Here is a 13,358-nt window from a genome sequence, read left to right on the forward strand (position 1 = left end):
GTTATTGAACTCCTTTCTGTCCAAGCGCCTGGAGATATGCTATTAATGCAGTGATTTCCTTGTCTTCCACATTTTCTTTCACGCCTTGTTTTTTAAGAGATTCGGCAATTTCATGCGCCTGTATTTCCGCCATAATATCTGCATCCGCCCGTTCTTTTTCTGAATAGGGAGCGCCCATTTTATGGAGGAGGGATATCTTCTTTCTTATGCCGAAAAAGTGAATCTTCTTCTTTGCCAGCCAGGGGTAGGCGGGCATAATGGATTCCTTTATGACGGCACGGGGATTTATCATATGCATGTAATGCCAAAGGTCGGGGTATTTTTTCCCCAGTCTTGCAAGGTCTGGCCCCGTGCGTTTCGACCCCCATTGAGAAGGCCTGTCGTACATGGATTCTTCAATAATGGAAGCGTGCCCGTATCGTAATATTTCCGGGGGCATCGTCCGGATCATTTGCGAATGGCAATTGTGGCACCCTTCTTTTATATAAATATCACGCCCTTCCAGTTCCAAGGGTGTGAATGACGCCATTTTGTTCTCCGGCGTAATGTATTTATGAATGGAAAGTGTGGGGACTATTTCAATGACAGAGCCTACCATGATGGCAATAAGCGCCAAAACACTGAACGTAACCGCCATCCCTTCAAGCCTTCTATGCCCGTGTTCTGAAAGGGGAACGGTCTTAGGGGATACACTTATTTGTATTGTATCATTTTTTAAATCGGGGGGCGATAGTCTGATGGTCTTGCAAATGTTATACAGCAACAGGAAGAAACCGCCTAAGAACAATACTCCCCCTATTGCGCGGAAGTAAAAGAGCGGAATTATGCGAATGACGGTTTCAATGAATTCCGGATAGACAAGATTTCCTTTATTGTCCATTTCCATCCACATCAAACTTTGTGTAATTCCTGCGGCCAGCATTGAAATGTAATAAAGAAGTATGCCTAAAAGGCCTACCCAGAAATGTATGTTTGCGAGTTTTTTGCTATATAATTCTGTTTTCCACAATTTCGGGACAATATAATATATCATTGCAAACGCAAGAAATCCGTTCCAGCCCAATGTTCCCACATGAACATGTCCTATAATCCAGTCAGTGTAATGGCCAATAGCGTTTACCGGCTTAAGGGAGAGAAGCGACCCTTCAAAGGTTCCCATACCGTAAAAAGTAATGGCCGCCACAAAAAATTTAACGATTGGTTCAGTGCGTAATAAATGCCATGCCCCACGGATCGTCAACAGCCCGTTTACCATACCGCCCCAACTTGGCGCCCATAGCATGACGCTGAAAATTACACCCAGGGTTTGCAGCCAGGCAGGCAGCGCCGTATTCAAAAGATGATGGGGGCCTGCCCAGATATAAATAAAGATAAGAGACCAGAAGTGTAATATCGAAAGCCTGTAGCTGTAAATAGGCCTGTTTACGGCTTTTGGCAAATAGTAATACATTAATCCGAGAAAAGGCGTAGTAAGGAAAAAGGCGACGGCATTATGTCCGTACCACCATTGAACAAGCGCGTCCTGTATTCCGGCAAATACAATATAACTTTTAAACAAACTAACGGGCAGGCTTATTGCATTAATAATGTAAAGCACTCCCACGGTAATGACCGTAGCAATGTAAAACCAGATGGAAACGTACAGGTGTTTTTCATTGCGTTTCAGCAAAGTGCCGAAAAAATTAATGGCAAATATAACCCATACCAAAGCGACAAGAATATCAATGGGCCATTCCAGTTCAGCATACTCTTTCCCTTGCGTTAACCCTAGCGGTATTGTAATGACGGCCAGTACGATAATACTTTGCCAGCCCCAAAAGTGCAGCCTGCTTAAGGTATCGGAAAACATGCGCGTCTTTAATAACCGCTGAGAAGAATGGTATATGCCGGCGAAAATGGCATTGCCGGCAAATGCGAAGATGTTTGCGTTGGTGTGTACCGGCCTTAGCCGTCCGTAAGTAAGCCACCCGGTATTAAAATTTAATTGCCAAACCGCTATTTGAAATGCCACAAATACCCCTATTGTGAAGGCGATTGCCGCCCAAACGATGGTGGCTATGGTGAACATTCTGGCAATTTTGTCATCATATTCAATTTGAATACGATTTGAGGTATCAACGTTTGATGCGCCCATGTTTCTTCTTTTCTCCAATTAAATTTAATAATTTTTTTGCAAAACTTCAGTTGTTTAAAATGTTGCGCTTCTTATATTTTTTTGTTCCAGTCATCAATTAAAATTTTATGTGCTGGTGTTTCAAGATCGTCAAATTGTTCATTTTTCACCGCCCATAAAAAGGTATATACAAAAAATGACGCTAAAACAATTGAGATGGGAATCATTATGTAAAGTATTGTCATTGTTAGATATAATATTATTCTGCAAAAACATGTTTTTTCATGAAGTTTTTTGCCGCCCCTTCATCCCCTCATTGTATGGGGAATAGGAAAGATGGGTGGTCTTTAATTGCGGCGATGCTGCGATATGTTTTATCTATTAATGAATGTGAAAAACCATATCAGGAAATTATAAACAAATGTTTTATTAAATCAAAAACAAACTTTGTCTTTCTTGCTACTGCTGGATTGCTACCGGAACCAATGTCAGCCTGATAGAAGAAGCCAAGCTCAAATACATCTCGGCATTGGATAGAAATCAGATACCCTCTTGCGGTGTCAGCTAAGGCATTTACGACAATTTAGAGCAAATGCTTCGCCTCTACACTATGCGGCAAGACCTTTTCTTGCACTTCAAATGCATCGCTTGTAATGTAGAGAACAAAAAAGCACTTTATTTTACCCTCTCTCTTTCGTTACTACAGAGATACTCCCGCGCCATTTTGCCTGTTTTGCTTATTTTTGCCCATTTATAAGGTAATTCTATTGTTTTTTACTTTCTTCTCCACTTATTGACGGGAGCTTTTGGCACAAATTCTTGATCCGCGTCTTTCGTAAGGTAACTTTGACGTTGTCGTGGGGAAGTGTCCCTTTAATCAGGCTGAGTTTTTAAAAGGCAAAAACCCAATGGCATTCATTTTTACCCACTCACTTGCCTGAAGAGCCAATATTTGAAATCCCTTAATGCCGTAGCAAGGCACGCCTTGCCACTACAATTTGCATGAAAAACCCCTGGCAGGGTTAAAATAAAAAAGGATGCTTGCTATACAATACCCCTCTGACTACAGGCATGTGTGAAGATTTACAAAAAATCGGGAATGCATCCCCATAAATTGGCAATATTATTTGCTATGCATCTGTTTCCTACCCGGCTTCTGACTATGCCAGCTTAGGGTCTTTTCGGTATACCGCTAAATAAATGCATGATGGGATTATTAGAATAAACGCGGAGAGGGAAATTATCATGCCTATGACAAAAGATTTTGGTTCGTACAAAAACCTGACGATGTGTTCTCCTTTTTCAAGGAAGACAGACCGTATCACGTAATCTGTTTTATATATCCTGCTCCTCCTGCCGTCCACATAGGCATTCCATCCCGGATAATACGTATCGCCCAGGACAAGGTATCCATCTTCCGCAAGAGACGCCTTAATTGTTACACTGTTTGGCGTATACTCAAGTATTTCCGGCAATGGTTCGTTTCGTATGTTTTGCAATCCGGCAGTGCGGACAGGCGGTAATGGTTCTTCTACAATAATATATTCTTCCGGTTGAAATTCATCGCCTGAAAGTTCCTTAAATATTGCATCTCTGCCATGAAGTTCCTTTGCCTTCCGGACAATAAAAGCGCGCGGCAGTGCATGTGTGTTTTCAAAAATGGCGTATTTTGCGTCATTGTATAATAATGTAAAACCCGGATGATTTATTCTTGCGTTTGAGGGAAGAAGTAGATATTTCACATTTAGGAGGTTGGTAAGTTTTGAAATGTTAGATACCTCCATTACTATGTTTGGCTGTTCAATGGGTTTTCCGCTTAACAGATTAACAAACTCGCTGTATTCCTTTATCACATTGGCGTCGTATCCTCCTATATTTGCAATATAGTGCGCCATGCCCTGATTCAACTCAAAATGTCCGATCGTTGTTATGCGGGACGGGCGAGGGTCTTTCTTCAAGACATCGGTTACTTCTTTATTCCAAAAACAATCCTGAAGATCGAATGTGACCATATAGCGGTTTCCAAACATCCACAAATCTCCAAATAGCAAGGCGATTGTAAGAGGAATAAGCACCTTCTTATTGAATCGTCCGTTTATCCATAATCCGACAATAAGCAGGCTGAGTATTGCCAGTATTATAACTTTTATAGCACTCTTCCTGGCTACGGCAAAGGTCGTTTGCAGAAAATTGGCATTATTCAGACCAGGCAGCGTTGTGTAGCGGTCGCCCCATGAGTAAATTTTGAGGATAATCGCATGCCATGCGCCAAATCCCGCGTTAAACAAAAAGAATATGATAAAAAACATGCTTATTGCGGCAACTATGCCAATAGCAATTATAAGGAGGAATTTTGTCTGCTTTTTCATGGAAAAAACATTTTGTAAATATTCCATCCCAAACCCGGCAAGCACGGAGAGAGAAAAGGCAACGATGAATATAAACTTGGAATTCCCCCGAAACATGTTAAACCCGGGCACAACAGCATAGAGTACTTTGAAGATAGGGATAAATTTGCCCAGAGCAAGGATTGTTGTTATTAATGCTATAATTAAAAAAATCCTGGTATATTTGCTTTTAAAATTGAATGCGGCAATGCTGCATAGCATCAGTGAAGGGATTCCCAGATATAACGACATTTCCCATAGATAGCATCGTCCCCAATACGGCGCATTAAACAAATCGCCAAAGAAATCGGGGATAAAGAGGGTAATAAAGTTTTCAGGTAAAAAAGAAAACTGCCCCACCCATTCATACGTGAGTGTTTGCCTGGTGGAGTGCTTCACCATTTCAAAGGCAGGGAGCAATTGTATCGAAGAAAGAAGGGCGCCTGTAGTATAAATGACAAAAATGCCGGCAAATGAATAACCCGCCCACCTCCCGTTTTTGTGTCCGGCAAACTCTTGCAGAATACGCACGATAAAGTACAGCGATACGGCAATTGCCGTATAAAAGAAATACTGGGGATGCCCTGCCAATATATTGCAGGCAACGGCAACGCCTCCGGCAAGTGCATACAAAAGATTTCTGGTTCGGATAAAAAGCTCAGAAAACAAGAGGATAAGCGGCAGCCATATCATGGTGCACAGATTTGGCAGGTGCCCGGGATAGACGTGAAATATCTGCGGAGCACAAAACATAAAGATAATGGCAGAAATTATGCAGCTTGTCCGGGATAGCCCGCCTGCCTCTCTGCTCTTCAAAGGAGATGCACCCTGCCTTTCTGCTCCGGAAAAACGAAGATATTTCATGTAGAGATAGGTGAACACTCCGGACAAAAATACGTGCAGGATGATGCTGTAATTAATTGCAACATTAATGGGAAATAGGAGAAAAATAAGATTAAGCGGATAAAACAATGCGGACTGTATGCCGCCAACGAAGGGCGATCCGCTATAAATATAAGGATTCCAAAGGGGCAGTGTACCCTTTGCCAGCGTATCAAAACCAAAATACCTCCAATAAAAGAGCTGATGGCGGGTATCAGTATTTTGGTCACTCAGTATGCTGGTATCAAAGGGGATAACGACCTTGTGAAAGTATGCCAGGGTAAGGAGAAACAGGAGAAGGATGGCATACCAGTCATATTTCGACCAGGCTTCAGATGGGTTTGTAATTAAAATCGAAGCTGAATAATTGCTGTAGTTCTTGTTTAGCATTTGTTCTTTATTTATGGGCGTAGTATATTATTTAGGGTCTTCTAAGTTTTGTGTGGGTAAATTTTCAGTATAGTTCTTTCTCAATACCATAAGGAATAATGTTTTCCGGGTAAAATAAGACTACAAAAAGCTGTACGTGCAGGTTTATACTATTCAGGCAAGAGAATGGGGTATTCATGAAAACCTGTAAAATCTTATCAGGATTATATTCACATTCTGGATTTCGATCTCGAAGTAAATTAACTGGTGTTTATGGTGATCCGTATGCGATGGTCATCAAACTGGTACGCCGACAAAAAAAACGTTTGCTCTGTTTGTCATACACCATCAAAGACATATTACGATAGCGAAATCAAACGGGCGATAGACTTTTCGAGCGGCGCATTTAGAATCTACGTTGAATTTGAATACCGCCGTGTGTTTTGCAAGAAATGTATGCCATGAAAGTAGAAACGTTGTCATGGCTTGCCTCGAATACTTGAAATACCCAGTTTCCTGATTCAACAGTTGCCAATATTTGATGCGGAATTTTGTTTCCAAGTGTTGCAATGTCATAATGCTATGTTACGCCCTCACTAGTATAACGTTTCATTAAAATATCTACATTGATACCGTCATTGCTAGCGACAGCGAAGCACTCTTAAGTCTTTTGGGAACAAGAGATTGCTTCGCCGCTCCACTCCTCGCAATGACATTTTTTTACGTACACATTTTAACGAAACGATGTACTAGCCTTAACAAGGACGCTTTCCAATTCTAAATCTTCTGTAATCCTATCAAAGACATCAATATCATTATTTTTTTCATATCAATCGTAACTATTCAGCGTAAACGATACACGGCTCGTTCCCAAACCTTGTACTGAGCATAGTGAAGTATCTGTTTGGGAATGCATTTGTTCGGGAAACTCCGGTTTCTCGCCTGTTTGCTGATAGATAGGGAATAAAATCACAGGGTTAAGACAGTTTGCAATTTGTCAAGTCAGACCCTCACTGGAAACAAAGTTTTCAGTGCAATTACGTTCCCAAACAGATACTTCACTATGTTCAGTACAAGGTTTGGGAACGAGTTGCGCTCTGATCTCCGGTAGTTTAATAAATTACGCTGAATAGTTACTATCAATCTCTTTCCCAGTCACTGTAAAAGGCAGCCGGATTTAAAAATAAGGATTATGTTTCTTTTCTTTACCAATTGTGGTAACGGGGCCGTGTCCGGGGTATACCAATACGTGGTCTTCCAAGGTGAATAAGCGGGTTTTTACTGAGTTAATCAGCGTATCGTGAGAGCCTCCGTAAAGGTCTGTCCTTCCAACAGAACCTGCAAACAATGTATCTCCTGCAAAAATTGCGTTATTAAAAAGGAAACACACGCAGCCGGGGGAATGCCCGGGGGTATGGATTATGCGTATTACTTCATCTCCGAGGGGGAGTTCTTCGTTATCAATGAGGTAGCGGTCTACTTTGGGTTTGGGAATCGGGGGTAATCCAAAATAATTTGACTGTTCGTCAAGAAAGTCAAGAAGCGGGACGTCTCCCTGATGAAGTAAAAATGGTGCGCCTGTTAAAGCATGAAGCTCGCTTACCCCGCCGACATGGTCAAAATGTGCATGAGTATTGATAATGTATTTCAGGGTAAGGTTTTGTTTTTTGAGGATTTCAACAATTTCTTTCACATTGCCGCCTGCATCTATTACTGCGGCAGTATTATCTGACCTGGAACCGATAATGTAACAATTAACCGATAATGGGCCAACTTCTAATGTCTCAAATATTATATCCGGTGATTTCATCAGCAGGAAAAACGCGCCTTGTAATAGAATGGAAAGGTCTTGCTGTTAAAAGAGGTATTTTCTTCCAAATTATTTACATCGATAGCTTCTCTGGCAAAAGTGCTGTGGCATGTTTTGCAGTTCCACAATTCGCGGCCTTTAAATAATCCCTTTTGCCTTTGCATGCCAAAGAAAATAAAATTCGTCCCTTTACAATGAGGACACACAAATATTTTCTGCTTCAACTCTTTTTCTGCTATCATTGCTCCCTCCCTCCTGAAATTATTTCCCGCAAACTTTATAGTATTTAATACGTATAATCAACAAAAAACCTTTTTATATTTTTCCTTGAACAAAGGAAAGTTGCACACTTTATCTAATGGGGAAATTAGCGGGGCTTTTATGTGCTTTAAAACACCCCTGTACCGTAAATAACTCATTATTAGTAGAGTATCTGACTGTTTTGGTTATTATACATTGATTCTTTTTGTTTGTTTCATAATGAAAATACCATCTTTATCTTTCATTCCCATGTAATCGGGCATCCGGAAATGTGGATCGGCAATTCATGGATTTACACTACCGGATTCCTGCCTTCGCAGGGATGATATTTTCGATCCCTCTTGTATTTTTGTGAGGCAGGTATGCTGCCTTTTATTAAGCAACAGCTTGTTTTTTGTTGTCATAAAAGTTTTCATTTCGCTGTAACAATCATCGCAACCATAAGGGTATTCAATACAGACAGAACAATTTTTTTTGCTATACTTTTTCATGAACAATTCACTCCTCTTTTATTCAATTAAATAACTATCGGTGATGAATGTTTATAAAAATTCTGATATCACTTTTCGCAATTATAGTGCCCGAAGAATGTATTCATATGCGTATGTTGAAAAATGGATACATTTTTCCCGGGAAAAACCAGAAACTGTGGGGATATAAAGTACATCAAAAAAACAATTTATGTATTTAAAAACTATTATGAGATGGTAATAAAAATAGTTAAGGATTGTTTTTGCGGGAATCAAGCCTTTCCTCTTAAAAAAGGTGTTAATTTCGCTTTTTTCAGGCAAAAATTTCAATGAATATTCTGTAAGTATTTATTTTAATAAGCGTTACATGAATGATGCAAATTTTGCCATGGTCTTAATTATTAGACAAGGGTTTCTAAGGAGGGGCAATATTTTCAGGGTATTGGCGCAAAAAATGCGTTTTGTGACAAAGGCGATATAATCAATGTAATGTGCATTTATAACATAGGTCGGGAATTTTTAGATAGGCGAATAGATCAAATTATCACGACAGCGACATTTTATTCTTACATCCTGCGCAAGAATATGATAGGTTTTCACTCATAAGGTGTGAGTAAAATTTATTAGACAGTAATGTGGATTAAGTGACAGCAAATACACAGTTCCTTCATTATTATTGATGGATTCGATGCGAAAAAAACCGCTCCTTAATCAACCCTACCCGGGAAATAAAAATGTTGCAGCAATGTTGTTTAGTACCTTAAGAGTTATAGCCAAACAAATATGATTTTAGAAATTTGGCGATAAAATGGCTTTCTAAAAAACAGATTTATTTGACTAAGCATATTATCAAACACACCCCAGTCCCCTCTAAAAAGAGGGGACTGGGGTGTGTAAATTTTTCGAAAACATTATTTGTTTGACTATATATCTAAATTTCGTACTTCCAGGGCATGTTTTTCTATAAATTCCCTTCTTCTTTGAACGTCTTTGCCGGCTAAGGTGCTGAAAATGGAATCTGCTTTTGCCGCATCCTCAACTTTTACTTTCAGCAACGTTCTTGTATTGAAGTTCATGGTTGTTTCCGCCAGTTCTTCTGCGTTCATTTCTCCCAAACCTTTATAACGCTGGATCTCCATGCCTTTCCTTGCGATTTCCCTTATTTTTTCCAGTATTTCATTAAGAGAGAATGCATTAATCTCTGATTCGCCGGCTATTAATTTGTATTTTGGTTTCTCATCATTTTGTCCGCGAAAATATTCATCTATTGTAAAGCCAAAACCCTCTATCAGATTGATTGTTTTTTCAATTTCCTTGCATTCGTGATATTCAATTACCTCGATTGCCCCGCCTTCTCCTTTTTCTTTCTCATCAGCCATATCATCTTCTTCCAGGATTTCCAGTTCTTTTCCTTCTTTTTGTTGTTTCTCTTTTATGTACGCTTCCAGATCCTCTTCCGAAGAAAGATACGTTATTTTGTCTTTGTATGTTACTTTATAATAAGGCAGTTTTCCCGTTTCCTTGTTTCTCAGCGACAAAAATTTTCTAAGAGAGACACCCTTTTTGCTTAAAAATTTAATGTGCTCTTCCATCTGAACAAGGAGTGGCAATAGTTTTTCCAGCGTTTGGCTGTCGAGCGTCTCTTTTTTATCACTGCATATTTCCATTACCGTTCCTTCTATGCCGAACGTGATTAATTTTTTTTGCAGTCCCTTATCGTCATAGATATATTCCTGTCTTTTGTTTTTGACTATTTTAAATAACGGCGGCTGCGCTATGTAAACATGTCCTTTGTCTATCAATTCGATCATCTGGCGGAAAAAAAAGGTGAGCAAAAGGGTTCTGATGTGGGCGCCATCAATATCCGCATCCGTCATAATAATGATCTTTGCATATCTCAGGTTTTTCAGGTTGAAATCATCAATCCCGATGCCTGTGCCTAAAGCGGATATGAGGGTTCTGATTTCTTCATTGCTGAGCATTTTATCAATGCGTGCCTTTTCAACATTTAATATGACTCCTTTGAGCGGGAGGATTGCCTGAACCCTCCTGTCTCTTCCTTGCTTTGCGGTACCGCCTGCAGAGATGCCTTCCACTAAAAAAAGCTCCGATGTTTCAAAATCCCTGGAAGAGCAGTCCGCCAGTTTCCCGGGAAGGTTAGAACTGCTTAACGCTCCCTTTCTTCGGGTAAGGTCTCTGGCTTTTCTTGCGGCTTCTCTTGCCCTTGAAGCCTCGATTCCCTTGTTAATAATGGCCTTTGCTGTTGACGGCGTTTCCTCGAAATATATGCCAAGTTGTTCCCCGATGATTGTTTCAACAATACCCTGAACCTCTCTGTTCCCCAGTTTTGTTTTTGTTTGTCCTTCAAATTGAGGTTCGGGTAGTTTGATGCTGATAACCGCCGTAAGCCCCTCTTTGTAATCATCTCCCGTGGGGGCTTTCTCTTCGCCTTGTATTTTTTTATTTTTAAGGTAGTTGTTTAGTGTTCGGGTAAGCGCAGCCCTGAAACCACTTAAATGAGTACCGCCTTCCACCGTATTTATGTTGTTTGCAAACGAATAGATATTTTCGTTGTAGCTTTCATTGTATTGAAAGGCCACTTCCACGACGATTTCATTAATTTCCTTTTCAAGATATATGATATCCTTATGAATCACTTCTTTGCCGCTATTCAGTTCTTCTACAAATGCCCTTATACCGCCTTCGTACTGGAACGTTTCATTTTTATCCGTTTTTTCGTCGGTAAAGGTTATTTTTAGCCCTTTGTTGAGAAATGCGTATTCCCGCAACCGCTTTGCGATCGTTTCATAACAAAATGCGGTGTCTTCAAATATTTCATGGTCTGGTTTAAAAACAATTTTGGTGCCCCGTTTTTTCGTTATTCCCCTTGTTTCCACCGGTGTAATAACTTCCCCCTTTTCGTACCTCTGGAAGTATACATGTCCATTCCTTTTTACTTCCACTTCAAACCATTCGCTTAAGGCATTTACGACAGACACCCCGACGCCGTGTAATCCCCCTGACGTCTTGTAGCTTTTATGTTCAAATTTACCCCCGGCATGCAGCATTGTCATAACGACTTCCAATGCAGATTTGTTTGTTTCCTTATGTATATCGACAGGGATGCCGCGTCCGTCATCAACAACGGTTACACTGCCATCGACATTTATTTTTACGGCAATGTTTTCGCAGAAACCGGCAAGGGCTTCATCCACACTGTTGCAAACGATTTCTTCAACCAGGTGATGCAACCCATTGGCGGTGGTATCTCCAATATACATTGCCGGGCGCTTTCTGACGGCTTCAATTCCCCCTAATGTTTTTATTGACGTTGCATCATAGGCATCTGCTTCCAAAACGGCGTCCAAAGTATCATTGTTCGTCATTATTTTATATTTCCCACCTTAAAACGAATGTCATCTATAGATTTTTTCCCCATTAACTCGTTGATCTTTTGAATTATAGCATGCCGTTCAAAGTTAGTCAAATGGTGAATCAGGGCGGAGGATTCAACATTTATATACAAAATCCGGTTCTTTAACCCATCGATCCTGGTAATCTGGTATATTTCATCGCCGACGATGTTTCGCCATGCGTTCCTGATATTATTATGGAGGGCATTGGTGCGGGAGAGGGTTTTGGGGGGAAAGAGTTCCTTTAGTAAATCGCCAATATGTTTGGGCTTGTTTTTGTTAATAAAGTATCGGTCACGCAATTCATCTTTCATAAAGCAAAAATCCATAATTGTATAAATGTTGCAGGGACGACCCTAAAATTGACCAATGACTAATGACCAAACTTAGAAATTCAACCTTTTTGGTTGAGGCTTGTGATGTGACCTATTACTTCCATTCAACGGGCATCATGACGTTTATTTCTTCATGCCCGGTTTTAAACAATGCTGCATCGTCGATTTCGCCAAGTTCAATGGTGATCGTTTCGCAATCTGAAGCCTTTAAAAAATCTAAAATGTAATCGGGATTGAAGGTATTCGTATAATCAGGTCCGTCATATTGCGCAGCAATTTCCAATGCAGCCTCCCCGACATTTGCGGCGCTCGAAAAGATTGACAGTTTGTTTTTTGTTAATGAAAATTCGACCACGCGGTATTCGTCATTGGTGACAAATGACGCCATTCTTACTATGGATAATAGTTCATCCCGGTTTACTTCAATCTTTTTATCGTTATTTTTGGGTATCACCTCATCATAGTTTGGATATTTTCCCTCTATGAGTTGCGATATTACTTCTCCTTTTTCTCCGATGAAATGTATTTGTGATTCGCCCATCCCGACCATCAATGTACCTTTGCATTCAGATACAAAACGCTGCAAAAAAGCGAGGCATTTTACGCCCACTATTCCCGACATGGAAACGTTTTCCGGATTACGGACCTTTCGTTTTACCACTGCCAGCCTGTTCATATCGGAGCCTACCATGATAATGGTATCGCCAAAAATTTTAACCGATATCCCGCTGTAAATGCTGAGCGCTTTTATGGAAGATACCGCATATGCAACCTTTTCCACCATCTTACCAAGTATTTCACCGTCTATTTCGACAAATGAGGTTACGTCTGTTTTTGTTATATTGGGGAACTGAAGGCAGTCGTCCCCCAAAATCTTAAAACTACCCCCCTTTGATTGCAATGTACAATGGCCTGCTTCTACCGTTACAGAAATTTCTTCGTTGCCCGCCCATTCCCGGAAAATATTATTAGCCCTCGATGCAGGCAACACAATACCGCCCTCGCCTTCGCATGCCTTTGCCGGTATCCTGTATTTAACAAGCACTTCCAGATCTGTTGCGGTTAACTCGGCACAGTTGTCCGCCACTTCCAGCTTTACACCCTGCAGAATTTGTTTCATGGCGGAAGAGGGCACTACACTTGCCGTTAAGCTAAAACCTTTATGTAAAGCGTCTCCTGAAAATAGTATTTTCATTGTTATGGTTCCTGGTTTTTATGTGAAAATGGGGTAAACACGTGTTTGTTACTATACACATGCCGGTAAGGCGAAGCCTTTGGCCGGTAAAAAAAACTTAAACAACAGATTACTTGGCGCAGC

At 40.5% G+C, this 13,358-nt stretch carries 9 protein-coding genes; all 9 read right to left on the reverse strand.

The window, feature by feature from the left end:
- Window position 1: 1 nt before the first annotated feature.
- On the reverse strand, window positions 2-2,134 hold the full coding sequence (gene ccoN, locus KSMBR1_RS10735; RefSeq protein WP_099325327.1) for a cytochrome-c oxidase, cbb3-type subunit I: 2,133 nt from the start codon (window positions 2,132-2,134) through the stop codon (window positions 2-4).
- A 71-nt stretch (window positions 2,135-2,205) separates the two neighbouring features.
- Entirely contained in the window at window positions 2,206-2,358 is a 153-nt protein-coding gene (gene ccoS / locus KSMBR1_RS23435; protein WP_099325328.1) for a cbb3-type cytochrome oxidase assembly protein CcoS, read from the reverse strand.
- A 915-nt stretch (window positions 2,359-3,273) separates the two neighbouring features.
- Complete coding sequence (locus KSMBR1_RS10750; RefSeq protein WP_099325330.1) at window positions 3,274-5,772, reverse strand: YfhO family protein; 2,499 nt, start codon at window positions 5,770-5,772, stop codon at window positions 3,274-3,276.
- Window positions 5,773-6,928: 1,156 nt separating this feature from the next.
- Window positions 6,929-7,561 (reverse strand): MBL fold metallo-hydrolase, encoded by a 633-nt coding sequence (locus KSMBR1_RS10760; RefSeq protein WP_099325332.1) that lies wholly within the window; start codon window positions 7,559-7,561, stop codon window positions 6,929-6,931.
- Window positions 7,561-7,803, reverse strand: coding sequence for a hypothetical protein (locus KSMBR1_RS10765; RefSeq protein WP_099325333.1), 243 nt, complete (start codon window positions 7,801-7,803; stop codon window positions 7,561-7,563). Before KSMBR1_RS10765 ends, KSMBR1_RS10760 begins: the two co-directional genes overlap by 1 nt.
- A 303-nt stretch (window positions 7,804-8,106) precedes the next feature.
- On the reverse strand, window positions 8,107-8,313 hold the full coding sequence (locus KSMBR1_RS10770; protein WP_099325334.1) for a hypothetical protein: 207 nt from the start codon (window positions 8,311-8,313) through the stop codon (window positions 8,107-8,109).
- Between the two features lie 902 nt (window positions 8,314-9,215).
- Entirely contained in the window at window positions 9,216-11,678 is a 2,463-nt protein-coding gene (gene gyrB / locus KSMBR1_RS10780) for a DNA topoisomerase (ATP-hydrolyzing) subunit B (RefSeq protein WP_099325336.1), read from the reverse strand.
- Entirely contained in the window at window positions 11,678-12,019 is a 342-nt protein-coding gene (locus KSMBR1_RS10785; protein ID WP_157820528.1) for a DciA family protein, read from the reverse strand. The genes gyrB and KSMBR1_RS10785 overlap by 1 nt, the downstream gene beginning before the upstream one ends.
- 115 nt (window positions 12,020-12,134) lie before the next feature.
- Window positions 12,135-13,235, reverse strand: a complete 1,101-nt coding sequence (dnaN, locus tag KSMBR1_RS10790; RefSeq protein WP_099325338.1) for a DNA polymerase III subunit beta — start codon at window positions 13,233-13,235, stop codon at window positions 12,135-12,137.
- Window positions 13,236-13,358: the final 123 nt, after the last annotated feature.

It is taken from the genome of Candidatus Kuenenia stuttgartiensis (assembly GCF_900232105.1).
GTDB lineage: Bacteria > Planctomycetota > Brocadiia > Brocadiales > Brocadiaceae > Kuenenia > Kuenenia stuttgartiensis_A.

Excerpts from the sequence above, each read along its gene's own strand:
- ccoN (WP_099325327.1), bottom strand. The coding sequence starts at position 2,134 with ATGGGCGCATCAAACGTTGATACCTCAAATCGTATTCAAATTGAATAT.
- ccoS (WP_099325328.1), bottom strand. The coding sequence starts at position 2,358 with ATGACAATACTTTACATAATGATTCCCATCTCAATTGTTTTAGCGTCA.
- KSMBR1_RS10750 (WP_099325330.1), bottom strand. The coding sequence starts at position 5,772 with ATGCTAAACAAGAACTACAGCAATTATTCAGCTTCGATTTTAATTACA.
- KSMBR1_RS10760 (WP_099325332.1), bottom strand. The coding sequence starts at position 7,561 with ATGAAATCACCGGATATAATATTTGAGACATTAGAAGTTGGCCCATTA.
- KSMBR1_RS10765 (WP_099325333.1), bottom strand. The coding sequence starts at position 7,803 with ATGATAGCAGAAAAAGAGTTGAAGCAGAAAATATTTGTGTGTCCTCAT.
- KSMBR1_RS10770 (WP_099325334.1), bottom strand. The coding sequence starts at position 8,313 with ATGAAAAAGTATAGCAAAAAAAATTGTTCTGTCTGTATTGAATACCCT.
- gyrB (WP_099325336.1), bottom strand. The coding sequence starts at position 11,678 with ATGACGAACAATGATACTTTGGACGCCGTTTTGGAAGCAGATGCCTAT.
- KSMBR1_RS10785 (WP_157820528.1), bottom strand. The coding sequence starts at position 12,019 with ATGAAAGATGAATTGCGTGACCGATACTTTATTAACAAAAACAAGCCC.
- dnaN (WP_099325338.1), bottom strand. The coding sequence starts at position 13,235 with ATGAAAATACTATTTTCAGGAGACGCTTTACATAAAGGTTTTAGCTTA.